Below are 22382 nucleotides of genomic sequence, written 5' to 3' on the forward strand. Positions count from 1 at the left end.
ACCTTACGCCATCCGCTTGTTGACAGTCTGCCAACAGGCCGGGAGGGTAGGTGCCATGCCCACTCCAGGACTGGACGGGTACACCCCGGCGTGGTCGAAACCCGAGCACGACGACCTCGCCGAGCTGGCCCGGTCCTTCTTCACCGAGCAGGTGCTGCCGCACGCCGCCCGCCACGAGCGGCAGGGCCACCCCGACCGTGAGCACTACCGGCAGGCCGGCGCGCTCGGGTTGCTCGGCCTCAGCGTTCCCGAGCCGTACGGCGGCGGGGGCGGCGACTTCACCCACGAGGCCGTCGTGCTGCACGAGCAACAGGCCACCGGCGAGGGCAGCCTGGGCCTGGCGGTGCACAGCGGCATCGTGACCGGCTACCTCACCGCGTACGGGAACGAGGAGCAGAAACGGCGGTGGCTGCCCGGCCTGTGCTCGGGCGAACTGGTCGGCGCGATCGGGATGACCGAGCCCGGCGGCGGCTCCGACCTGCAGGAGATCACCACCCGGGCGGTCCGCGACGGCGACGACTACGTGATCAGCGGCTCGAAGACGTTCATCACCAACGGGGGCCTGGCCGGCCTGATCGTCCTCGCGGTCAAGACCGACCCGGCACAGCAGGCGGCCGGCATCAGCCTGATCGTCTGCGAGCTGCGCGACGACACCCCCGGCTTCCGGCGCGGCCGGCTGCTCGACAAGATCGGGCTGCACGCCAACGACACCGCCGAGCTGTTCTTCGACGAGTTCCGGGCGCCCGTGGCCAACCTGCTCGGCGCCGAGGGCGAGGGGTTCGTCCTGATGATGCGCCAGCTCCCCCAGGAACGCCTCGTCATCGGCGTCGGGGCGGTGGCCGCGATGCAGCGGGCCGTCGAGCTGGCCACCGCGTACGCGAAACAACGCACCGCCTTCGGCAAGCCGCTGATCGGCCATCAGAACACGCGCATGGTGCTGGCCGAGTGCGCCACCCGTACGCGGGTGTCGCGGGTCTTCCTCGACGACTGCATCGCGCGCCACGTGCGCGGCGAGCTCGACGTCGCCACCGCGGCCATGGCCAAGGCATGGCTCACCGAGGGACAGTGCGAGGTGGTGGACCGCTGCCTGCAGGTCTTCGGCGGCTACGGCTACACGACGGAGTACCCGATCGCCCGCATGTACGCCGACGCCCGCGTCCAGAAGATCTACGGCGGCACCAACGAGATCATGAAGGAGCTGGTGGCCCGTGTCCTCTGAGGCCTACGTGTACGACGCGGTGCGCACCCCGCGCGGCCGCGGCAAAGAGAACGGCGCCCTGCACGGGGTCAAACCGGTCACGCTGGTCACCGGCCTGCTCGACGCGCTGCGCGCCCGGCTGCCCAGCCTCGACCCGGCTGCCGTCGACGACCTCGTGCTCGGCATCGTCACCCCGGTCGGCGAGCAGGGCGGCGACCTCCCCCGCTCCGCCGCGCTGCTGGCCGGGCTGCCCGACACCGTGGCCGGCGTGCAGCTCAACCGCTTCTGCGGCTCCGGTCTGGAGGCGGTCAACCAGGCCGCCGCGCGCATCCGTTCCGGCTGGGAGCACCTGATCGTCGCGGGCGGGGTCGAATCGATGTCGCGCAACCCGATGGGCTCGGACGGCGGGGCCTGGTTCCTCGACCCCGAGACGTCGCTGGCCACCGACTTCGTGCCGCAGGGCGTCAGCGCCGACCTGATCGCCACCCTTGAGGGCTTCAGCCGGCACGACGTCGACGCGTACGCCGTGCAGTCGCAGGAGAGGGCGGCCAAGGCGCAGGCCGGAGGGCACTTCGCCCGTTCGATCGTGCCGGTCCGCGACGCCAACGGCCTCGACATCCTCGCCGCCGACGAGCACCCCCGCCCCGGCGCCACCGTCGAGGGGCTGGGCAGACTGCGGCCGTCGTTCGCCCGTACGGACTTCTTCGACGCCGTCGCCCTGCGCAAGTTCCACTGGCTGGAACGCATCGACCACGTCCACCACGCCGGCAACTCCTCGGGCATCGTCGACGGCGCCGGGCTCGTCCTGATCGGCTCGGAGGAAGCAGGCCGGGCCCTGGGCCTGACGCCGCGGGCCAGGATCGCCGGGGCCGCCGTCACGGGCGCCGACCCCACGCTGATGCTGACCGGCCCCGCCCCGGCCACCCGCAAGGCCCTCGCGGTGGCCGGGCTGACCGTCGACGACATCGACCTGTTCGAGATCAACGAGGCGTTCGCGGCCGTGGTCCTCAAGTACATCCGCGACCTCGGTCTCGACCCCGAGACGGTCAACGTCAACGGCGGCGCGATCGCGCTGGGACACCCGCTCGGCGCGACCGGCGCCATGCTGCTCGGCACCGCGCTCGACGAGCTCGAACGCCGCGACCAGCGCCGGGCCGTGGTCACCCTGTGCATCGGCGGCGGCATGGGCGTCGCGACCGTCCTCGAGAGGCTCTGATGATCGACTACTCCCGCGACGACGACGGCGTCGTCACGCTCACCATGAACGACCCGGCGCAGCCGGCCAACACCATGACCGAGGCGTACGTGGCGGCCATGTCGGCCGCTGTCGACCGTCTCCACGCCGAGCGCGAGCAGGTCACCGGCGTGATCGTGACCAGCGCCAAGAAGACGTTCTTCGCCGGCGGTGACCTGCCGACGATGTACCGGGCCACCCGCGCGGACGCGCCCGCCCTGTTCAAGCTGCTGAGCACGATCAAGTGGGATCTTCGCCGCCTGGAGACGTACGGGCGTCCGGTCGTGGCCGCGATCAACGGCGCCGCGCTGGGCGGAGGGCTCGAGATCGCCCTCGCGTGCCACCACCGGATCGCGCTCGACCGGCCGGACACCCGGATCGGCTTCCCCGAGGTCACGCTGGGCCTGCTGCCGGGCGCGGGCGGTGTCACCCGTACGGTCCGGATGCTCGGCCTGGCCCCCGCGCTCACCACCTGGCTGCTCACCGGCCGCCGCTTCCGCCCGGCCGACGCGCTCGCCAACGGCCTGATCGACCAGCTCGCCGCCACCCCGGCCGAGCTGATCATCCAGGCTCGCGAGTGGATCCGGGCCAACCCGGACGCGGCGCAGCCGTGGGACCGCGACGGCTACCGCATCCGCGGCGGGCTGCCCGCCGCGCAACTCCCCGCGTTCCCGGCCACCCTGCGCAAACAGCTCAAGGGCGCCTCGCTGCCCGCGCCCGAGAAGATCCTGGCCACGGCCGTCGAGGGCGCCCAGGTCGACTTCGACACGGCCCAGGTCATCGAGACCCGCCACCTGATCACGCTGCTCACCGGCCGGATCGCCAAGAACATGATCGGCGCGTTCTTCTTCGACATGCGAGCGGTCAACGGCGGCCTGGCCCGCCCCCGTGTCGAGGCGCCGCCGCCGCGCCGGGTGGCAGTGCTGGGCGCCGGCATGATGGGCGCGGGCATCGCCCAGGCCTGCGCCGAGGCCGGGCTCGACGTCGTGGTCAGGGACGTCACGCCCGAGCTGGCCGCCCGCGCCGCCGGTCCCGGTATCACCACCACGGCCGAGGTCGCCGCGCTGGCCGGCTGCGACGTGGTGATCGAGGCGGTTTTCGAGGACCCGGCCCTCAAGCAGCGGGTCTTCGCGGAGGTGCTGCCGGTGGTGGCCCCGGACGCGTTGCTCGCCTCGAACACGTCGACGCTGCCGATCACCGGGCTGGCCGCGGGCGTCCAACGACCCGGCGACTTCATCGGCATGCACTTCTTCTCCCCTGTCGGCAAGATGCCGCTGCTGGAGATCGTCGTCGGCGAGAAGACCTCGGACGCGGCGGTGGCGCGGGCGTTCGACCTGGGCCGGCTGATCGGCAAGACCCCGATCGTCGTCAACGACGGCCGCGGCTTCTTCACCAGCCGGGTGATCGGCACGTTCCTCGACGAGGCCCTCACGATGCTGGCCGAGGGGGTGCCGGCGCCGTCGATCGAGCACGCCGCCCTGCAGGCCGGGTACCCGACCGGTCCCCTCGCGCTGGCCGACGAGGTCAGCCTCACGCTGATGCAGCGGATCCGCCGCCAGTACGAGGCGGCCACCGGCGACGGCTTCGAACGGCTGCCCTCGCACGAGCTCGTGGACGCGATGGTCGACAAGCACGAGCGGCCGGGGCGCAGCGGCGGGCGCGGCTTCTACGCGTACGGGAACGGGAAGCGGGGCCTGCTCTGGGAAGGCCTCGTGGAAATGGCGACACCGGCGGGCCGTGCCGTGCCCCTGGAGGATCTGAAGGACCGGTTCCTGTTCGCCGAGGCGCTCGACGCGCGGCGCTGCCTCGACGAGGGGGTGCTGCGCACGGCCGAGGACGGCAACGTCGGTTCGATCCTCGGCATCGGCTATCCGGCGTGGACCGGCGGTGTGCTGCGCTTCGCCGAGCAGCACGACGACTTCGAGGGGCGGGCGCGTGAGCTGGCGGCCCGCTACGGCAAGCGATTCGAGCCCGCGTGACGGCGCTGACCGGCATCCGGGTGGTCGAGCTGGCCGGGCTGGCGCCGGGGCCGTTCGGCTGCATGATGCTGGCCGACCTGGGCGCGGACGTGGTGCGGGTGGACCGTCCCGGTGGGCCGGGTCTGCCGCCGGGGCCGCTCGAGCGCAACCGCCGTACGCTCACGCTCGACCTCAAGACCGGCGACGGCGTACGGGACCTGCTGCGCCTGGCCGAACGGGCCGACGTGCTGGTGGAGGGCTACCGGCCCGGTGTCGCGGAACGGCTCGGGTTCGGTCCCGCCGCCTGCCACAAGATCAACCCCGGTCTGGTGTACGCCCGGATGACCGGCTGGGGTCAGGAAGGGCCGCTCGCCGCGCGGGCCGGGCACGACATCGACTACCTCGCCGTGGCCGGGGCCCTGGAACCCCTGGGCCGGGCCGGGCAGCGGCCGCACGCTCCGATGAACCTGCTGGCGGACTTCGCCGGGGGCGGGATGCTGCTGGCCGCCGGGGTGCTGGCGGCCCTGGTCGAACGGTCGCGTTCCGGGCTCGGGCAGGTCGTCGACGCGGCCATGGTCGACGGGTCGGCCCTGCTCACCTCGTTCCTGCACGGGCTGATCGCGGGCGGGTCGTGGCCGGGCGGGCGCGGCGAGAACCTGCTCGACGGCGGCGCGCCCTTCTACGACACGTACGAGACGGCCGACGGCGGGTTCATGGCCGTCGGCGCCATCGAGCCGGCCTTCTTCCAGGCCCTGCTCACCGGGCTCGGCCTCGAGGGCGAAGACCTTCCCTCCCCGTACGACCGGTCGGGCTGGCCGGTGCTGCGGGCGCGCTTCGAGGCCCGGTTCGCCGAGCGGACCCGTGACGAGTGGACGGCCCTCTTCGAGGGGGTGGACGCCTGTGTCGCGCCGGTGCTCTCCCCCGCCGAGGCGCCGGCCCATCCGCACAACCGGGCGCGGCACACCTTCGTCGACGTGGACGGGCTCACCCAGCCCGCTCCGGCGCCGCGGTTCGGGCGTACGGGAACCGGAACCCCGCGCCCGCCGGAGGCTGTCACCGTGTCGCAGATCCTGGACGAATGGACGCCTTTACCGATGGACAGGTGACGGGCCGTTCTCTAATGTGGGCGGTCGACTCCACCCCCGGTGAAAAGTGGAAGACAATGGCTGAGAAAGCTCCCCGCAGAGCCGGTTCGAAAATCCAGGCCGTCGTGGTCGGCTCGGTCGTCTTCCTCGCACTGGGCATCATCGGGGTCGGCGTGCTCGCCGGTTTCGCGTCGGAGGACGAGCAGACCCGCAGGGGCCTTTTCGTCACCGCCACCGTGCTCATCGTGTTCGCGGCGGCGATGGCGGTCGGCGCGTTCCTGGGCTTCCTGTTCGGCATGCCGCGCTCCCGGCTGGCCGACCTCGCCCCGTCGCCCGACCAGGGCAAGGCCGCGCTCAGCACGAGATATCTGACGAATTCCAATTTCGTCAAGGTGTCGGACTGGTTCACCACGATCATCGTCGGCCTCGGCATAGCGAATCTGAACTCGCTCGTGCCCGGCGTCCGCCGCCTCGGCAACGCGCTGGTCGAGCCGATGGGCGGTTCCCAGTTCGGCGCGGCGATCGGCATCTCGGTCGTGCTCGTCGGCGTCATTTCCGGTTTCGTCCTCAGCTATTTGTGGACGACCATTCGCGTACGGGAACTGCTCGAGGAATCCGAGGCGGCCCTGACGACCGTGCCCGACCTGAACGGCAAGAGCCCCGCCGAGGCGATCGAGCTGGCCTCGGCCAAGTCCATCACGCTGGTGCTGCGCCCGATGAACGGCGAACGGATCAGCAGTCAGAACATCACACCCGGCACCACCGTACGGCGGGGTCAGGCCGTCGCCGTCGAATAGCCTCACAGCCAGCGGGCCGCCGCCGCGTACGTCTCGTCCGGCGCGCTGTTGAAGGCGATCGCCGCGCCCGGCGCGTGCCGGCGCACCAGGTTGATCACCCGCTCGAACAGGTCGAGCTCGCCGCGCACACCGCCGCCGACCACCACGACGGCCCAGTCCCGCTCGCGCAGCGCGGCGGTCACCACGGCCTCGATGTCGTCGCTGCCGTCCAGCCCGAACAGGCAGGCGTGCGCGTCCACACCGGCCTCGCCGAACCGCGCCATCCCGGCCGCGATGCGCTCGGCCACCGGCGCCGGATCCCACGGGCCCGGCACCCGATACGGATCGAGCCCGATCACCAGAACCCGGCCGTCACCCATGGCCCCAACCTACCGGGCGACCGTTCCGGCGGACTCGATCGCCGCGGTGAAGTCGGGGGCGGCGCCGATCTGGGCGAGCATCACGCTGGTCGCGTTGTAGCAGTTGAACCGCTCGATTCTGCCGTCGCGGAGGTACCAGAGGTCGGCCGCCGGCATGTCGATGCGGTTGCCGGTCGGCGGGATCACGCCGGCCGGGGTCGGGAACCCGCCGAGATGCGTGCCCTGGATCCGCAGCTCGACCGCGACGACATCGCCGAGGGTGTTCACTTCCAGCAGCTCACGGTGGATATCGGGAAAGATGCCGGCGAAGCCCGTCAGCGCCCGCGGGATCTCGTCGCCGCGGAAGGTCTGCGCGTTCGGGATGTCGTTGAACGTTCCGTCCTCGGCGAACAGGGCGCGGAAACCCCGGATGTCGAGGACGGCGCCCTCCGCCAGGCGGTACGCCTCACGGACGACCTCTTCGTTGCTCTTCACGTGCGCTCCCGGACTAGTTTTTGTCTGTACGGTCAATAACGTAGTCTTGCCCACATGGCCCGTCCCCGCAAGTTCGTCGAGAGTGACGTCGTCAGCAGCGCCGGTGAGGTGTTCGCCGTGCACGGCCTGGCAGCCGCGACGCTCGACGACCTCGTACGGGCAACCGGCCTGGGGAAACAGAGCCTGTACAACGCGTTCGGCGGGAAGCGGGAACTGTTCCTGCGGGCGCTCTCCGAGGACCGTGCGGAAGCCACGCGCGCCGTCTCGGAAGCGCTCGGACACGACGACGCCTCGCCGCTGGAACGCATCCGCGGGCACATGCTCACGATGGCGATCGAGTTCAGCAGCAGCGACCGCCGGGTCTCGCTGACCACGCGCGCGCTCGTCGAGTCCACCGGCGAGGAGGACCCGCTGTCGACCGTCACGAAAGCCGGCATCGATCAGCTCGCCGGCGTCTACGCCCAATGCCTGGAACACGCCCGCGAGCAGGGGGAGATCCCGGCGGACGCCAACGTGCAGTCGCTGGCGGTCTACTTCGTCGCCATCACGCGGGGCATGGAACTGCTCGGCCGCGCCGGGGTCGGCCGCGCCGTCCTCACTGCGGTCGCCCTCGACGCGCTACGTGTGCTCCACGGTCAGGCGATGCCCGTTCCGAACCGGACGCCGGGCAGCTCGCTGTCGTCGTAGGCGAACGCCAGGCTCGACCGCACCTCGACGACCCCGGCCACCTGCCGGCTCAGCCGCTCCACGATCTCGGTCGAGGACCACCTGTCGACCTTGCCGGACAGCGTGACGACCCCGTCGACCACGGCCGCGGTGACGGAAGCGTTCTCGTCGTCCACGTACGGCCGCAGCACGGCCGCCTCGATGTCGGCCAGGATCTCGTCGTCCGGCCGCAGGTGGGTCTTGAGCAGGTCGCCCCGCGAGACGATGCCGATCAGCCGGCCCAGGTCGTCCACGACCGGCAGCCTCTTGACCTTCTCACGATCCATCAGCCGGGCCGCCGCCGCGATCGACGTGCCGCTCAGCGCCGTCACCGCGGGCGCGGTCATCAGCTCCGACACCGTACGCGCGGAAGCCTTCTGCCGGTCACCACGACGCTGCCGCCCCTCGAACAACCGCGGCTCCTCGTCACCCGCATACTCGATCTTGCGAAGCAGGTCAGCCTCGGACACCACCCCCACCACGCGGCCGAACGCGTCGATGACCGGCACCGCGCTCAGCCGGTTGCCGATCAGCAGGTCGACCACATCCCGGTAGGTGGCGGCGGCGTCCACCGACAGAACCGCCTTCGTCATCACGTCGTCGACACCCCAGCTCTTCACCGTGCCTCCTTCTCATCACCCGTACGCCGACGCTATGGCGAGCCGGCCCGGCCCGGGCAGGGCCGAAGGACCCGTCCGACGGGGGCAGCCGGGGCTTAAGTCCCTCTCCGCCGGACCGCCCGGCCCTGACCGGAGGCTCCGCGCCCTGCGACTGTGGAGGGATCCCACGACTCCGGAGGTGTTACCGATGACCCAGCCGGCGAACGACGTGACCCGCGCCGAGGCCCGCAGCGCCCTGGAGCTGGCGGCCCGCGCCTCCCTGCGGGCACCGTCGGTGTTCAACACGCAACCCTGGACGTGGCGCCTCACCGGCGACGTCCTCTCGCTGGAGTCCGACCCCGGCCGCCGGCTCGGCGTGACCGACGCCGAGGGCCGGCTGCTGCTGCTCAGCTGCGGCGGGGCCCTGCACCACGCGCGTCTCGCCCTGGCCGCGGAGGGCTGGGACGCCGAGGTCGTCCGCTTCCCCGTGGCCGCGCGGCCGGACCTGCTGGCGAGAGTCCGGATCACCGGCCGGGCCGAGCCGGACCCCGATGCCCAGAAGCTGGCCTCTGCCATCGGCCGGCGACGCACCGACCGTCGTGCCTTCGGCGAACGGCTGCTGTCCGACGCGACGCTCGCCGGGCTGCGCCGGGCCGTCGAGGCCGAAGGCGCGTACCTGCACGTCGTGCCCGGCGATCGGGTGCCCGAACTGGCCGTCGCCGTCGACCTGGCGGCGGACGTCAACTTCTTCGACCCGCCGCACCGCACCGAGCTCACCATGTGGACGCACCGCCCGGCCTGGACCGGCGACGGCGTCCCGCCGAACACGGCGGTCGAACCGAGCTTGCGCCGCGTGCCCGCCCGCAACTTCCTGCCCGACGGCTCCCCCGGCCTGCTCGCCGGCGTCGACCACGACGAGGGCGCCACGTACGCGATCATTTTCGGTGACACCGACCGGCCGGTCGCCCTGCTGCGCGGCGGCGAGGCCATGTCGGCGTTGCTGCTGCGAGCCACCGCCGAGGGGGTGGCGACCGCCCCGATCAGTGAGGCCGTCGAGGTGGCGTGGCCCCGGCAGCTGCTGACCCGGCTGCTTTCCGGCATCGGCGAGCCGTACCTGATCGTCCGGCTGGGCTACGTCGAGTCCGACGAGGGCATACCGCCGTCGCCACGCCGTTCCCCCGTGGAAGTAATCAAGATCGAAGATTGACGCCGCCATGAACACGGACAAGCCAGTGCTGGCCGGCGTCAACGGCACCCGCCCCGGCCAGGCCCTCATCGACTTCGCGGCGGCCGAGGCGGCATCGCTCGGGGTCCCGCTGCTCATCGCGCACGTCTGGCCCGGCCGCTACACCGGCACCTTCCGCGGGCGCGGGATCATCCCGGCGCGGGCCGACGCGCACCGGCTCCTGACCCTGTCGGCCGAGCGCGCCCGCCTGATCGTGCCGGGGCTCACCGTCCGCACCGAGCTGCTCGAAGGGGGCGCCGGCGACGCCCTGAGCCGGGCCTCGCAACGGGCCGCGCTGGTGGTGGTCGGGCACCGCGAGGAGGCCCATCCACGGTCGGCCTGGGGTTCGACCACCGCGTACCTGGCCCACCACACCGCCTCGCCCCTGATGATCTACCGCGGCGCGGCGCCGGTGGACGGGCCGGTCGTGGTAGCGACCTCCGCGCGGCACGCCGGCGGTCCCACCCTCGAATACGCCTTCGAGCGCGCCGCCCGTACGGGAAATGCGGTCGTCGCCGTGCACATGTGGATGCGGCCCGGCGCCGAGGACGGCACGCCGCCCGTCGTGCCCGCGGGCGCCTACGCGAAGGAACGCGCCGACGCCGAGCAGGCCCTGAGGGCAGCGCTCGCCCCGGTGGTCGCCCTGTTCCCCGGCGTCCCGGTCGAACGCCTGGTCGTGCACGACCTCGAGATCGCGTACACGATCGAACGGGCCCTACGGCGGGGACGCCTGATGGTCGCCGGCACCGGCCGCAGCGGCACGTTCGCCGAACTCCTGTGCGGCGCCCGTGACCCCCGCCTCGGCCAGCGCTCGACATGCCCGACAGCGCTGATCCCGCCCGCCCCGCAGCCGGCGGGACCGATGGCCCTGACGCCGGGCCGTGCACACGACAATCCTGAGAGTTGAGCGGGGATCGGCTTCCCGCTGCCAGGTCGAACCGGCCCGGTAGGCATGCCAGGATGATCGGGTGCTCTACGGATACGAGAACGCCATGAAGACCAAGCCCGGCCACCGCGACGACGTCGCCGCCATCCTCACCTCCGGCGCCGACGGGCTGCGCGCCGCGGGCTGCCGGCTGTACGTGGTCGCGCTCGACACCAGCGACGACGTCACGATCCGCGTCACCGAGGCCTGGGAGTCCAAGGAGGCGCACGACGCCTCACTGCGGCTGCCCGAGACCCGGGCCGCCGTCGCCCGCGCCATGCCCCTGCTGACCGGCGAGTTCACCACCCACGAGACGCACGTCGTCGGCGGCCTCGGCATCTGAGCGCTACGCCGGCTCGACCGGCAGCCACAGCTCACAGGTGGCTGCGCGGAAGTCCTCCGTACGCTCGAGCACCGCCACGATCTCGGGACCGGGTCGCAGCCGCCACGGGTTGGAGGGGAACCACTCGGTCGCGGTGGCGGCCCAGGTCTCCTGCAGGGTCCGCGGGTGGGGCCCGGTGGTCCGGAACACCACCCACCGGCCGGCCGGCGCCTTGATCACGTCGAAGCCACCGGGGACCGCGGCGTCCGGGCTCGCGGCGACCCCGTGCAGGTAGGTCAGCTCGCTGCCCTCGGCGCGGTCGGGGTCGAGGTTGTCGCTGACCGCGAGCAGGCCCGCCGGTTCGGCGCCGGCGAGCGCTTTCAGCCGTACGTGCTCCTCGGCCGGCAGCGCGGCGATGTGCTGCCGGATGTGCGGGTTGACGCCGTGATGGACCAGCGGAACCCGGACGGCGTGCCCGACGAGCCGGAACTCCGGACGGTCGACGATGCGCGCGTCCATACGTTCGCTGCCCTCCACGGTCAGGCGGAACCTGAGCTGTGGCTGGGTGCGCAGGGGCCCACCGGCACGCCGCACCTCCGAGGGGCCGGCGCCGTGGACCGCCCGGAACGCCCGCGCGAACGCCTCGGCCGAGCCGTACCCGTGGCGGACGGCGATGGTCAGCAGGTCCTGCTCACCCCGTACGACCTCGGCGGCGGCGACGGTCATGCGGCGGCGGCGCAGATACTCCGACAGCGGCATGCCGGCCAGCGACGAGAACATCCGGCGCAGGTGGTATTCGGTCGTGCCCAGCGTGCGGGCCACCTGCTTGACGTCGAAGTCCCCGGTCAGGCCCTCCTCCATGAGGTCCACGAGCCGGTTGAGCGCCGCGATCATGTCAACCATGGTCGCGCTTTCCCACAGGAAGATCGGACAGAACCCGTACGGGAAATGTCGGGCGACCGGCCGACGCACCCCCGCACGATGGCGGCATGGACGACACGACCCTGGTTTCCCGTTTCCTGAGCGACGGCTTCGTGAAGCTCGAAGGCGCCGTCGCGCCGCGCGTGGCCGCGGACTGCGCTCGGCTGCTGTGGCGGGAGACGGGCTGCGACCCGGACGATCCGGCGACGTGGACACAGCCGGTGCGCTGGGTGCCCGGCATGGCGCAGGGACCGTTCGCCGCGGCGCCCAACTCCCCGGGCCTGCACCACGCGTACGACCTGCTCGCCGGCCCGGGACGCTGGGAGCCCCGGTACTCCCTGGGCACTTTCCCGCTGCGTTTCCCGCACGAGCAGGAACCGGACGACGCGGGCTGGCACATCGAGGGAAGCTACCTGCCGGACGGTGAGAGCTGGTACTTCACGAACGCGCGCTCCCGCGGCCGGGCGCTGCTGATGCTGTTCCTGTTCAGCGAGGTCGGCGACCAGGACGCCCCGACCCGGATCAGGGTCGGCTCCCACCTCGACGTGCCGAAGATCCTCCAGCCGTACGGCGAGGACGGGGCGAGCGGGCTCACCCTGGCGCCCGGCCTGGACGCGGCCTCCGCCCACCGGCCCGTCACCCTGGCCACCGGCTCCCCGGGCGATGTCTTCCTGTGCCATCCGTTCCTGGTGCACGCGGCGCAGCCGCACCACGGAACCCGGCCCCGTTTCATGGCCCAGCCCCCGCTGCTGCCGGCCGAGCCCTGCGACCCGCACCGGGCCGACGGCGCCTTCTCCCCTGTGGAGATCGCGATCCGCCGGGGCCTCGGACAGGAGTCCGCCCACCACGGACCGGCACGCTGAGCACCTTCCCTCCAGCCGGTCGGAGGGACCGGGGGCTGCGGTCGGTTCCTACCGGTGTGGCTGCTGACCCCGGCGCAGCAGATAGGTGTCCATGACCCAGCCGCGGCTCTGTCTCGCCGCCGTCCGCCGGGACCAGATCTGGTCGGCGATCTCGTCCAGGTTGCCGGCCATCAGGTGTTCGTCGGGCGAGCCGAGGTTCGCGCCCCACCAGATCCGCCAGGCCGACGGGTCAGGGAGCCGGCGGCAGGTCAACGTCCCGTCGAGCACGACAACGAGATTGTCGTGTGCCGCCGCGTCGTCGAGCAAGCGGCGGCCGGTCGTGATGGTGATCGGGCCACCGATCGCGTTGAGGACGAGCCGATGGCGTGCCGCCAGCAACTGGACGCTGCTGAGGCCGGGCACGACGTCCACCACGACGTCGACCCGTGCGCGTTCGACGATGCGGTCGGCCACCCGGATCGCCGAGTCGTACAGGGAAGGATCGCCCCAGACGAGCACCGCGGCATCGCCCGGGTTGTCCAGCAAGACCTGCTCGAAGGCCCGCACCCGCGCCTCGTGCCAGTCGCGCACCGCGGAGGTGTACTCGGCCCGGCCGGCACGGTCGCGCTCCGGGTCGGGCACCGGCACGAGCCGCCAGGGACCGGTGACGTGCCGGGCGCAGATCGCCTCGCGCATCGCGATGAGGTCGGCAGTACCCGGGTGCTGTCCGGTCTTGTCGGCGACGAGGAAGTAGTCGGCCTCGTTGAGTGCCCGGACCGCCTGTGCCGTGACCAGCTCGGGGTCACCCGGGCCGAGCCCGACCAGGGTGAGGCGCCGTGTCACGCCTGGTCCTCCAGGTCCCCCTCGATCTCCAGGTACACGCGGGCCATGTCCGCCATGACCTCGGTGTCCGGCTCCGCCCACAGTCCGCGGTCGGCGGCCTCGTTCAGCCGTTCCACGATGCCGCGCAGCGCCCAGGGGTTCGCGTGACGCATGAACTGCTGGTTCGTCCCGTCGAGGACGTATTCGCGGGCCAGCGACTCGTACATCCAGTCGTGGACGACGCCGGCGGTGGCGTCGAGGCCGAACAGGTAGTCCACCGTGGCGGCGAGCTCGAACGCGCCCTTGTAGCCGTGACGCCGCATCGCCGCGATCCAGCGCGGGTTGACCACGCGCGAGCGGAACACGCGGTTGGTCTCCTCCTGCAGGGTGCGGGTGCGCACGGCGTCGGGCGTGGTGGAGTCACCGACGTACGCCTTCGGCTCGGCGCCGGTCAGCGCGCGGACCGTGGCGATCATGCCGCCGTGGTACTGGAAGTAGTCGTCGGAGTCGGCGATGTCGTGCTCGCGGGAGTCGATGTTCTTCGCGGCGACGGCGATGCGCCGGTAGTTGGTACGCATGTCGTCGGTCGCCACGGCTCCGTCGAGGCCCCGGCCGTAGGCGAACCCGCCCCAGGCGGTGTAGACGGCGGCCAGGTCGGCGTCGTCGCGCCAGGTGCCGGACTCGACGACCTGGAGGATGCCGGCGCCGTAGGAGCCGGGCCTCGAGCCGAAGATCCGCGTGGTGGCCCTCCGCGGGTCGCCGTGCTCGGCGAGGTCCCGGCGGGTGTGCGCCCGCACGTAGTTGCGTTCGTCGGGTTCGTCGAGCCCGGCGACGAGCTGCACGGCGTCGTCGAGGATGTCGATGACGTGCGGGAAGGCGTCGCGGAAGAACCCCGAGATGCGCACGGTGACGTCGATGCGGGGCCGGCCGAGCTCGTCGAGGTCGATCACCTCCAGGCCGTTGACCCGGCGTGAGGCCGTGTCCCAGGTCGGTCGTACGCCCAGCAGCGCCAGCACCTCGGCGACGTCGTCGCCGGAGGTGCGCATCGCGGAGGTGCCCCACACGGAGAGGCCGACCGATCGGGGGTGCTCGCCGGTCTCGGCGAGGTGCCGCGCGACGAGGGACTCGGCCATGGCCTGTCCCGTTTCCCAGGCCAGACGGGACGGGACGGCACGCGGGTCGACGGTGTAGAAGTTGCGGCCGGTCGGCAGGACGTTGACCAGTCCGCGCAGTGGGGAGCCGGAGGGCCCGGCCGGGACGAAACCGCCGTCGAGCGCGTGCAGGACGTTGGTCAGTTCGCCGGTGGTGGCGGCCAGCCGCGGAACGACCTGCTCGACGGCGAAGCGCAGGACGTCGCGTACCACCGGGTCCTCGTGCAGCGCGTCGATCGCGCCGGCCCGCCAGCCGGACTTCTCCATCGCCTCGATCAGGGCGCGGGCCTGTGCTTCCACCGCGTCGACCTCGGATGCCGGGGCGTCCTCCGCAAGACCGAGGGCAGCGCGCAGGCCGGGCAGCGCCCGGTTCTGGCCGCCCCAGACCTGTGTCGCGCGGAGCACCGCGAGGACGAGGTTGACCCGTGCCTGTCCGGCCGGCGCCTGGCCGAGCACGTGCAACCCGTCGCGGATCTGCACGTCCTTGATCTCGCACAGCCAGCCGTCGACGTGCAGCAGGAAGTCGTCGAACTCCTCGTCCCCGGGGCGTTCGTCCAGGCCGAGGTCGCGGTGCATCTGCGCCGACTGCATGAGCGTCCAGATCTGCCGGCGGACCGCGGGGAGCTTGGCCGGGTCCATGGCCGCGACGTTGGCGTGCTCGTCGAGCAGTTGTTCCAGCTTGGCGATGTCGCCGTAGCTCTCGGCGCGGGCCATCGGCGGCACGAGGTGGTCGACGATGGTGGCGTGCGCGCGGCGCTTGGCCTGGGCGCCCTCGCCGGGATCGTTGACCAGGAACGGGTAGATCAGCGGCATGCTGCCGATCGCCGCGTCGGTGGCGCACGCGGCCGAGAGGGCGGCGTTCTTTCCCGGCAGCCACTCCATCGACCCGTGTTTGCCCAGGTGCACCACCGCGTCCGCGCCGAAGCCGTGTTCGAGCCAGCGGTACGCCGCCAGGTAGTGGTGCGACGGGGGCATGGCCGGGTCGTGATAGATCGCGACCGGGTTCTCGCCGAAGCCCCGCGGCGGCTGGATGAGGATGACGACGTTGCCGGCGCGCAGGGTGGCCAGCACGATGTCGCCGGCGTCGTCGACGAACAGCGATCCGGGGGCCTCCCCCCAGGTCTCGGTCATGGCGTCGCGCAGCGCGGCGGGCAGCCGGGCGGTCCAGCGCCGGTAGTCGTCCCGGCTGATGCGCACATGTGACTCGTTGAGCTGGGCCTGGGTGAGCCACTCCTCGTCCTGCCCGCCGGCGGCGATGAGCGCGTGGATGAGCGCGTTGCCGGCCGTCGTGTCGGGGTCCTCCCCGGCGACCGGGGGCAGCGGGTCGAGCCCGGGGACGGCGCCGGGGTCGCCGAGGTCGTAGCCGGCGGCCCGCATCGCGCGCAGCAGCCGGATCGCCGACACGGGTGTGTCGAGGCCGACGGCGTTGCCGATGCGGCTGTGTTTGGTCGGGTAGGCCGACAGGACGAGGGCCACTTTGCGCTCGGCGGGCGGAACGTGCCGTAGCCGGGCGTGGTTGACGGCGATGCCCGCGACTCGGGAGCACCGCTCAGGGTCGGTCACGTAGCGGGGCAGGCCGTCGGCGTCGACCTCCTTGAACGAGAACGGGACGGTGATGAGGCGGCCGTCGAACTCGGGGATGGCGATCTGGGACGCCGAGTCGAGCGGGGTGACGCCCTCGTCGGACGCCTCCCACTCGGCTCTGCCGGACGTGAGCGCCAGAGCCTGCAGCACGGGGACGTCGAGTGCGCGCAGCCGCTCGACGTCCCAGGACTCGTCGTCCCCGCCGGCGCTCGCGGTGGCGGGCCGGGCGCCGCCGGCGGCCAGGACGGTGACGACGATCGCGTCCAGGGTGGCGAGTTCGGCGTACAGCGCGTCGGGCGCCGCCCGCAGCGACGAGACATAGATCGGCACGCCGGCGGCTGTGCCGGTGGCATCGACGGCGCCGGCGAGTTCATGGGCGAAAGCGTTGTTGCCGCTCACCTCGTGTGCCCGGTAGTACAGGACACCGACGCGGGGCCCGGCGCTCGCCGCCGGCCGCCGGCTGACCCCCCACTCGGGCAGGACGGCCGGCGGTTCGAAACCCTCGCCGGTCAGCAGCACGGTGTCGGACAGGAAGGCGTGCAGCTGGCGGAGGTTCACCGCGCCGCCCTCGGCGAGGTAGCGGTGCGCCTCGGCGCAGACGCCGATCGGGACGGTCGACAGCTCCATCAGCGCGGCGTTCGGCGTTCGTTCCCCGCCGAGCACGACCAGGGGACGGCCGGTGTCGCGGACGAGCGCGGCGAGGTCGCGTACGTCCTCGGGCGAGCCGAGCACCCGCAGCACGATCAGGTCCGCCTCGGTAGCCAGGGTGTCGCGGCGCTCGGCGGTGAGCCGGGCGGGGTTGGCCCAGGAGTAGTCCGCGTTGCTGGCCCGCGCCGACAGCAGGTCGGTGTCCGAGGTGGACAGCAGAGCGATGCGCGGACGCAGCGATGAGGACACGGGGGTCTTCCTTCGTCCGGGGCCTGTGCGCGAGGCCTGGATGGGCACGTGTCGCAGACGGATCTGCGGCCAGCAGGTCTTCGGACTCGGGATCAACCGGACGGAGCGCCTTCCCGGACCCGTGGTCCAGTGGCGTCGTGCCCCGCCCGTCACCCTCACCGCTGCGCGTCAGTCCCGGATTCGCACCGGGTTCCCTGGCTCATGGCTGAGTTTGACTGGCAGCACGACCGTAGCACCGACGGCCGGCGTCACCCCGTACGGGTTCTGGCACCATGTCGCCGTGACCGAGAGGACCCGCCGCGACCTGTGTCCCGGCCTGCTGCGCCCGTGGATCGCCGACGACGGCGCGCTCGTGCGGGTGCGCGTCCCCGGCGGGATCGTGCCGGTTGCGGCGCTGGGCGCACTGGTGGAGGTGGCACGTGCGTACGGCGATGGCTCCGTCCACCTGACCAGCCGCGCCAACCTGCAGGTACGCGGCATCGAGCACGACGGCGGACGGCTGCCCGGCGCCGTCGTCGCCGGCATCGTCGCGACCGGGCTGGTGCCGTCGGCCTCGCACGAGCTGGTCCGCAACATCCTCGCCTCACCGCTCACCGGACGCAGTGGTGGCCGCGCCGATCTGCGCCCGGTCGTCGCCGGGCTCGACGCCCTGCTCTGTGCCGAGCCCCGGCTCACCGCGCTGACCGGACGGTTCCTGTTCGTGCTCGACGACGGCCGCGGCGACCTGGTCGAACGTGACCTCGACCTGGGACTCGTGGCGCTCGGCCCGGACACCGCGCAGCTGCGCGCCGGAACGTCGGCCTGGGGTCCCGTCGTCCGGCTGGACGGGGCCGCTGCGGCGCTGACGGGGCTCGCCGTACGCTTCGCCGGACTCGCCGGGAACCGGCCGGACTCGCCCTGGCACGTCGACGAGCTGCCCGGCTCCGGCGCCGCGCTGCTGGGCAGCGTGCTCGACCGGGCCGACCGGACCCGGGTGAGCACTCCCCCACCCGCACTCGGCAGGATCGTGCAGGATGACGGCCGTGTCGCCGTACACCTCGCCGTTCCCGGCGGCCGGGTGGACGCGGCCGTGCTGGACGAAGTCCGCGCTCTCGGCGCGGGCGAGATCGTTGTCACACCGCACCGCACCCTGCTCGTCCCCGACCTGGAGAACGCATGAGTCTCACCGCACCGCCACGCCGCTACGACTACGTCACCGACGGCGCGGCGATCTACGAGGCCTCGTTCGCCACCATCCGCGCCGAGACTGATCTCACGGGCGTGCCCGCCGACGCCGAGAAGGTCGCGGTACGGATGATCCACGCCTGCGGGCAGACCGGCCTCATCCGGAACCTGGTGATCCATCCCGGTCTGGTGGCGGCCGCGCGGGGCGCGCTGGAGGCGGGGGCGCCGATCCTGACCGACGCGCACATGGTCGCCGCCGGCGTCACCCGCGCCCGGCTGCCGCGCGCCAACGAGGTCCGCTGTTACCTGCGTGAGCCCGAGGTCCCGGAGCTCGCCCGAGCCTGGGGCACGACCCGGTCGGCCGCGGCGGTGTCGCTGTGGGCCGAGCATCTCGCCGGCGCGGTCGTCGCCTTCGGCAACGCGCCCACCGCCCTGTTCCATCTGCTGGAGATGCTGCGCGACGGGGCGCCACGACCGGCCGCGATCATCGGCACGCCGGTGGGCTTCATCGGCGCGGCCGAGTCCAAGCAGGCGCTGATCGACCTCGCCGCCGACGCCCCCGGGCTCGACGTGCCGTACCTCGTGGTGACCGGGCGCCGGGGCGGCTCGGCGATGGCCGCGTCCGCGCTGAACGCCCTCGCCCGGGAGGCGGAGTGAACGGGCGGCTGTCCGGCGTCGGGGTCGGGCCGGGTGATCCGGAACTCCTCACGCTCAAAGCCGCCCGGCTGATCGGCGCGGCCCAGGTCATCGCCTATCACCAGGGCGTCGGCAAGCAGTCCAACGCGCGCCGTGTCGCCGCCGGGCTGTTCCCGGACGACGTGATCGAGGAGGCTCTGGTCTATCCGGTCACGACCCAGAGCACCGAGCACCCGGGCGGGTACGCCGGGGCGATGGCCGATTTCTACGCCGAGTCCACCGAGCGGCTGCGGACGCACCTGACGGCGGGCCGCGACGTCGTCGTGCTGGCCGAGGGTGATCCGATGCTCTACGGCTCGTTCATGTACCTGCACGACCGTCTCGCCGGCGAGTTCGACACCCAGGTCGTCGCCGGTGTGCCCGCCTTCGCCGCCGCGACCGCCACCACCGCCCTGCCGCTGGTCCGGCAGACCGACGTGCTGACCGTGCTGCCCGGCACGTTGCCCGAGCCGGAGCTGGCCCGCCGTCTCGCCGACACCGACGGGGCGGTGATCATGAAGCTGGGCCGGACGTTCGCCAAGGTCCGCTCCGCGCTCGAGCAGGCCGGACGGATCGACGGGTCCTGGTACGTCGAACGGGCGTCGATGACCGCCGAGCGGGTGCTGCCGGTCGCCGACGTGGACCCCGCCACCGTGCCGTACTTCTCGATCGTGCTGGTACCCGGGGACACCCGTCCCGATGTCTCCCGCTACGACCGCCCGGCAGCCGAGGCCCCCGAACCCGCCCCCGGCGCCGAGGTCGTCGTCGTGGGCCTCGGCCCCGGCCCCGACCGGTGGTTGTCCCCCGAGGCGTCGCAGGTGCTCGCCGAGGTCGGCCACGTCGTCGGCTACGGGCCGTACGTGCAGCGAGTCGCGCAGCGCCCCGGGCTCGTGCGCCACGCGTCCGGCAACACGGTGGAGCTCGACCGGGCCCGGGAGGCGCTCGAGCTGGCGCTGGCCGGTGAGCGGGTCGCCGTGGTCTCCGGAGGTGACGCGGGCGTCTTCGGCATGGCGTCGGCGGTGTTCGAGGCGGCAGAAGATCCCCGGTACACCGACGTCGCCGTACGGGTCGTGCCGGGTATCTCCGCGGTCCAGGCCGTCGCGGCGCGCGCAGGCGCACCGATCGGCGCTGACTTCGCGGTGATGAGCCTGTCGGACCGGCTCAAACCGTGGGAGGTCGTGGAGAAGCGGCTGCGCGCGGTCGCCGAGGCCGATCTGGTGCTGGCCCTCTACAACCCGCGCTCACGCTCACGCACCGAACAGGTCGCACGGGCCCGGGACGTGCTGCTGGAGCGCAAGTCGCCGCGGACCGTCGTCGTCGTGGGCCGCGACATCGGCCGCGCCGGCGAAAGTCTGACCGTCACCACGCTCGGCGAGCTCGAGCCCGGGAACATCGACATGAAATGCCTGGTGATCGTCGGCGCGTCGGGCACCCGGGTCACCGCGGCCGGACGGGTCTGGAGCCCGCGCTTCGTCGCCTGATCAGCCGCGCCCGCGGCGCTCGCGGCCGGCCGAGTAGAGGAAGGACTCCCCACCGCGGACGTCCGCGGCCACTGCCGGGCCGACCAGGATGACCGCGGCCTGCCGCAGGCCCGCGGCCTCGACCCGGTCGCCGATGTCGGCCAACGTGCCGCGCAGGATGAGCTCCTGCGGCTGCGACACCCGGAACACCACCACGACCGGGCAGTCGTGGCCGTAGTGCCCAGCCAGTCCGGCAGCCAGCTCGCGGGTACGCGTGACGGCGAGGTGCAGGGCCAGCGTCGCCCCCGTCGCGGCGTACGCGGCCAGCTCCTCCCCCGGCGGCATGGGGGTGGACCGGGCCTGCGCGCGGGTGAGCACGACCGATTGGGCCAGCTCCGGGACGGTCAGCTCGGCGCCGACGGCGGCCGCGGCAGCCGCGTACGCCGGCACACCGGGAGTGATGTCCCACGGGACCCGGGCGGCGTCGAGCCGGCGTGCCTGCTCGTGCACCGCGGAGTACAACGACGGGTCACCGGAACACAGCCGTACGACCTCCGACCCGTCGGCGTGGGCCCGCACCAGGTGGGTGGTGATCCGGTCCAGGTCGAGCTGCTGGGTGTCGATCAGCCGCGCGTCGTCGCGGCAGTGATCCAGCACCGCCGCGTCGAGGTAGGTGCCCGGGTACAGGCACACGTCGGCGGCCTCGAGCAGGCGTACCGCACGCAGCGTGAGCAGGTCGGCGGCGCCCGGCCCCGCCCCGACGAAGTGAACTGTCACGATTCTCCCTTGCGGACGGACCATTGGCTGACGGCCCGCGCGGGCGTCCAGCCGGTGAAGCCTCCGAGCGGCTCGGCCCGCTCGACGTGCAGGCGGACGAGTTCCCCGCCCCGGCGGCGGTGCTGTTCCAGCAGCACCGCCTCGGTCTCGGCGGTGACCCCGTGAACGACGAGCCGGCCACCGGCGCCGAGCGCGTCCCAGCACGTGTCCAGCACGCCGGGGACCGTGGCCCCGCCACCGACGAACACCGCGTCGGGACGTTCGAGACCGGACAGGGCCCCGGGCGCCGAGCCTTCGACCGTACGCAGGCCGGGCACGCCGAGGGCTGCCGCGTTGCGCCGCACCAGCGCCGCCCGGTCGGGGCGGGACTCGACCGCGATCGCCCGCGCCGTCGGCCAGGCCCGCATCCACTCCACGCCGATCGAGCCGCTGCCGGCGCCGACGTCCCACAGCAGCTGACCGGGCGCGGGCGCGAGCCGGGCCAGGGCGCCGGCCCGCAGGTCCCGTTTGGTGATCTGCCCGGTGTGCTCGAACGCGTCGTCGGGCAGCATCCCACCCGCCGCCCAGCCCGGACCGGCGCCGCGGACCTCCACGGCGAGGACGTTCAGCCGCGGCACCTCTTCGACGTCCCACCCGGCAGCGGTGGTCTCGGCACACGACTCCCCGGCGGCGCCGAGGTCACCGAGCACGACCAGCCGGGACTGCCCCCAGCCGAACCCGGTGAGCACGCCGGCGACGGCCGCGGGTGTCGTCTCGTCGCTGGACAGGACCAGCAGCCGCCGGCCGGCCGCCAACGCGGGCACGACCAGCCGTACGTCCCGGCCGACCAGGCTCACGGTGGTCACTGACTCGGCCGGCCAGCCGAGACGTGCCCGGGCGAGAGCCACCGACGAGACCCCGGGAACGATGGTCACCCGATCTCGGCCGAGAACGTCCAGCAGCGTCGTGCCGATGCCCGACACGAGCGGGTCACCGGAGGCCAGTACGACGACCGGCCCTCGTGCCGCGGCCAGCAGACCTGGGAGATTGTCCCGCAGCGGCGACGGCCACGTCAGGCGCTGCTGACCGTCGACCGGCGGTACGGCATCGAGGTGCCGACGCCCGCCGAGCAGCGTCGCGGCCGCCCGCACGAGCGCCCGGGACGGCTCCGGCAGACCCACCCACCCGTCAGCCCCGATCCCCACGACGGTCACCCGGTCCTCCATGGA

The 22382-nt window shown here is 72.8% G+C and carries 21 protein-coding genes and 1 riboswitch; of the genes, 13 read left to right on the forward strand and 8 right to left on the reverse strand.

The features are described 5' to 3' along the window. The first annotated feature begins 55 nt into the window (after positions 1–55). Genes C8E87_RS37360 through C8E87_RS37380 form a run of 5 tightly spaced genes read left to right on the forward strand, consistent with a single transcriptional unit; the run spans position 56 to position 6272 of the window. On the forward strand, positions 56–1219 hold the full coding sequence (locus C8E87_RS37360; protein WP_133878095.1) for an acyl-CoA dehydrogenase family protein: 1164 nt from the start codon (positions 56–58) through the stop codon (positions 1217–1219). Then, the gene (locus tag C8E87_RS37365) at positions 1209–2414 is read left to right on the forward strand and encodes an acetyl-CoA C-acetyltransferase (RefSeq protein ID WP_133878096.1); all 1206 of its coding nucleotides are present in this window, start codon (positions 1209–1211) and stop codon (positions 2412–2414) included. The genes C8E87_RS37360 and C8E87_RS37365 overlap by 11 nt, the downstream gene beginning before the upstream one ends. Continuing rightward, complete coding sequence (locus C8E87_RS37370) at positions 2414–4411, forward strand: 3-hydroxyacyl-CoA dehydrogenase NAD-binding domain-containing protein (protein ID WP_133878097.1); 1998 nt, start codon at positions 2414–2416, stop codon at positions 4409–4411. Before C8E87_RS37365 ends, C8E87_RS37370 begins: the two co-directional genes overlap by 1 nt. Beyond that, positions 4408–5496 (forward strand): CaiB/BaiF CoA transferase family protein, encoded by a 1089-nt coding sequence (locus tag C8E87_RS37375; RefSeq protein ID WP_133878098.1) that lies wholly within the window; start codon positions 4408–4410, stop codon positions 5494–5496. The genes C8E87_RS37370 and C8E87_RS37375 overlap by 4 nt, the downstream gene beginning before the upstream one ends. A 56-nt stretch (positions 5497–5552) precedes the next feature. Then, positions 5553–6272, forward strand: a complete 720-nt coding sequence (locus tag C8E87_RS37380; protein WP_166661405.1) for a PASTA domain-containing protein — start codon at positions 5553–5555, stop codon at positions 6270–6272. Positions 6273–6274: 2 nt separating this feature from the next. On the opposite strand, the gene C8E87_RS37385 is transcribed toward C8E87_RS37380, so the two are convergent. Further along, positions 6275–6631 carry a hypothetical protein gene (locus tag C8E87_RS37385; RefSeq protein WP_133878100.1) on the reverse strand — a complete coding sequence of 119 codons (357 nt, stop codon included), beginning with the start codon at positions 6629–6631 and terminating at the stop codon, positions 6275–6277. 9 nt (positions 6632–6640) lie between these two features. Further along, entirely contained in the window at positions 6641–7105 is a 465-nt protein-coding gene (locus C8E87_RS37390; RefSeq protein ID WP_133878101.1) for an ester cyclase, read from the reverse strand. A 54-nt stretch (positions 7106–7159) separates the two neighbouring features. Between C8E87_RS37390 and C8E87_RS37395 the strand changes: the two genes are divergently transcribed. Next, positions 7160–7792 carry a TetR/AcrR family transcriptional regulator gene (locus tag C8E87_RS37395; protein WP_133878102.1) on the forward strand — a complete coding sequence of 211 codons (633 nt, stop codon included), beginning with the start codon at positions 7160–7162 and terminating at the stop codon, positions 7790–7792. Here the strand turns inward: C8E87_RS37395 and C8E87_RS37400 are convergent. Continuing rightward, positions 7741–8430 (reverse strand): CBS domain-containing protein, encoded by a 690-nt coding sequence (locus C8E87_RS37400; RefSeq protein ID WP_133878103.1) that lies wholly within the window; start codon positions 8428–8430, stop codon positions 7741–7743. The genes C8E87_RS37395 and C8E87_RS37400 overlap by 52 nt on opposite strands. Before the next feature lie 187 nt (positions 8431–8617). On the opposite strand from C8E87_RS37400, the gene C8E87_RS37405 reads away from it, so the two are divergent. From C8E87_RS37405 to C8E87_RS37415, 3 genes are all read left to right on the forward strand, one after another. After that, positions 8618–9616 carry an Acg family FMN-binding oxidoreductase gene (locus C8E87_RS37405; RefSeq protein ID WP_133878104.1) on the forward strand — a complete coding sequence of 333 codons (999 nt, stop codon included), beginning with the start codon at positions 8618–8620 and terminating at the stop codon, positions 9614–9616. A gap of 7 nt (positions 9617–9623) precedes the next feature. Further along, positions 9624–10541: a universal stress protein gene (locus C8E87_RS37410; protein ID WP_133878105.1), complete on the forward strand. Its 918-nt coding sequence runs from the start codon at positions 9624–9626 to the stop codon at positions 10539–10541. Between the two features lie 61 nt (positions 10542–10602). Next, entirely contained in the window at positions 10603–10902 is a 300-nt protein-coding gene (locus C8E87_RS37415; RefSeq protein ID WP_203720583.1) for a putative quinol monooxygenase, read from the forward strand. Between the two features lie 3 nt (positions 10903–10905). Here C8E87_RS37415 and C8E87_RS37420 read toward each other — a convergent pair whose 3' ends face one another. Then, positions 10906–11775, reverse strand: coding sequence for an AraC family transcriptional regulator (locus tag C8E87_RS37420; protein ID WP_133879200.1), 870 nt, complete (start codon positions 11773–11775; stop codon positions 10906–10908). Between the two features lie 95 nt (positions 11776–11870). Here C8E87_RS37420 and C8E87_RS37425 point away from each other — a divergent pair, with 95 nt between their 5' ends. Beyond that, positions 11871–12665, forward strand: coding sequence for a phytanoyl-CoA dioxygenase family protein (locus C8E87_RS37425; protein ID WP_133878106.1), 795 nt, complete (start codon positions 11871–11873; stop codon positions 12663–12665). A 48-nt stretch (positions 12666–12713) separates the two neighbouring features. On the opposite strand, the gene cobF is transcribed toward C8E87_RS37425, so the two are convergent. Both cobF and cobN read right to left on the reverse strand, forming a co-directional pair. After that, on the reverse strand, positions 12714–13487 hold the full coding sequence (gene cobF / locus C8E87_RS37430; RefSeq protein ID WP_133878107.1) for a precorrin-6A synthase (deacetylating): 774 nt from the start codon (positions 13485–13487) through the stop codon (positions 12714–12716). After that, a complete protein-coding gene (gene cobN / locus C8E87_RS37435) occupies positions 13484–17098 on the reverse strand; it encodes a cobaltochelatase subunit CobN (protein ID WP_239080105.1) in 3615 nt (1204 codons plus the stop codon). The genes cobF and cobN overlap by 4 nt, the downstream gene beginning before the upstream one ends. Positions 17099–17152: 54 nt before the next feature. Further along, a riboswitch (cobalamin riboswitch) is annotated at positions 17153–17333 on the reverse strand. 45 nt (positions 17334–17378) lie between these two features. On the opposite strand from cobN, the gene C8E87_RS37440 reads away from it, so the two are divergent. The 3 genes from C8E87_RS37440 to C8E87_RS37450 are packed head-to-tail and all read left to right on the forward strand — an operon-like array spanning position 17379 to position 20418. Further along, positions 17379–18257, forward strand: a complete 879-nt coding sequence (locus C8E87_RS37440; protein ID WP_133878108.1) for a ferredoxin-like domain-containing protein — start codon at positions 17379–17381, stop codon at positions 18255–18257. Further along, positions 18254–18919 carry a precorrin-8X methylmutase gene (locus tag C8E87_RS37445; protein ID WP_133878109.1) on the forward strand — a complete coding sequence of 222 codons (666 nt, stop codon included), beginning with the start codon at positions 18254–18256 and terminating at the stop codon, positions 18917–18919. Before C8E87_RS37440 ends, C8E87_RS37445 begins: the two co-directional genes overlap by 4 nt. Then, positions 18916–20418 carry a precorrin-2 C(20)-methyltransferase gene (locus tag C8E87_RS37450; RefSeq protein WP_133878110.1) on the forward strand — a complete coding sequence of 501 codons (1503 nt, stop codon included), beginning with the start codon at positions 18916–18918 and terminating at the stop codon, positions 20416–20418. The genes C8E87_RS37445 and C8E87_RS37450 overlap by 4 nt, the downstream gene beginning before the upstream one ends. Here the strand turns inward: C8E87_RS37450 and C8E87_RS37455 are convergent, their stop codons facing one another. Both C8E87_RS37455 and cbiE read right to left on the reverse strand, forming a co-directional pair. Then, on the reverse strand, positions 20419–21174 hold the full coding sequence (locus C8E87_RS37455) for a cobalt-precorrin-4/precorrin-4 C(11)-methyltransferase (RefSeq protein WP_133878111.1): 756 nt from the start codon (positions 21172–21174) through the stop codon (positions 20419–20421). Further along, a complete protein-coding gene (gene cbiE, locus C8E87_RS37460) occupies positions 21171–22379 on the reverse strand; it encodes a precorrin-6y C5,15-methyltransferase (decarboxylating) subunit CbiE (protein ID WP_133878112.1) in 1209 nt (402 codons plus the stop codon). The genes C8E87_RS37455 and cbiE overlap by 4 nt, the downstream gene beginning before the upstream one ends. Positions 22380–22382 lie beyond the last annotated feature (3 nt).

The organism is Paractinoplanes brasiliensis (assembly GCF_004362215.1).
In the GTDB taxonomy this organism is placed as follows: Bacteria; Actinomycetota; Actinomycetes; order Mycobacteriales; family Micromonosporaceae; genus Actinoplanes; species Actinoplanes brasiliensis.

Coding starts and splice junctions, on each gene's coding strand:
- C8E87_RS37360 (WP_133878095.1), top strand. CDS start 56: ATGCCCACTCCAGGACTGGACGGGTACACCCCGGCGTGGTCGAAACCC.
- C8E87_RS37370 (WP_133878097.1), top strand. CDS start 2,414: ATGATCGACTACTCCCGCGACGACGACGGCGTCGTCACGCTCACCATG.
- C8E87_RS37380 (WP_166661405.1), top strand. CDS start 5,553: ATGGCTGAGAAAGCTCCCCGCAGAGCCGGTTCGAAAATCCAGGCCGTC.
- C8E87_RS37385 (WP_133878100.1), bottom strand. CDS start 6,631: ATGGGTGACGGCCGGGTTCTGGTGATCGGGCTCGATCCGTATCGGGTG.
- C8E87_RS37395 (WP_133878102.1), top strand. CDS start 7,160: ATGGCCCGTCCCCGCAAGTTCGTCGAGAGTGACGTCGTCAGCAGCGCC.
- C8E87_RS37405 (WP_133878104.1), top strand. CDS start 8,618: ATGACCCAGCCGGCGAACGACGTGACCCGCGCCGAGGCCCGCAGCGCC.
- C8E87_RS37410 (WP_133878105.1), top strand. CDS start 9,624: ATGAACACGGACAAGCCAGTGCTGGCCGGCGTCAACGGCACCCGCCCC.
- C8E87_RS37420 (WP_133879200.1), bottom strand. CDS start 11,775: ATGATCGCGGCGCTCAACCGGCTCGTGGACCTCATGGAGGAGGGCCTG.
- C8E87_RS37425 (WP_133878106.1), top strand. CDS start 11,871: ATGGACGACACGACCCTGGTTTCCCGTTTCCTGAGCGACGGCTTCGTG.
- C8E87_RS37445 (WP_133878109.1), top strand. CDS start 18,254: ATGAGTCTCACCGCACCGCCACGCCGCTACGACTACGTCACCGACGGC.
- cbiE (WP_133878112.1), bottom strand. CDS start 22,379: ATGGAGGACCGGGTGACCGTCGTGGGGATCGGGGCTGACGGGTGGGTG.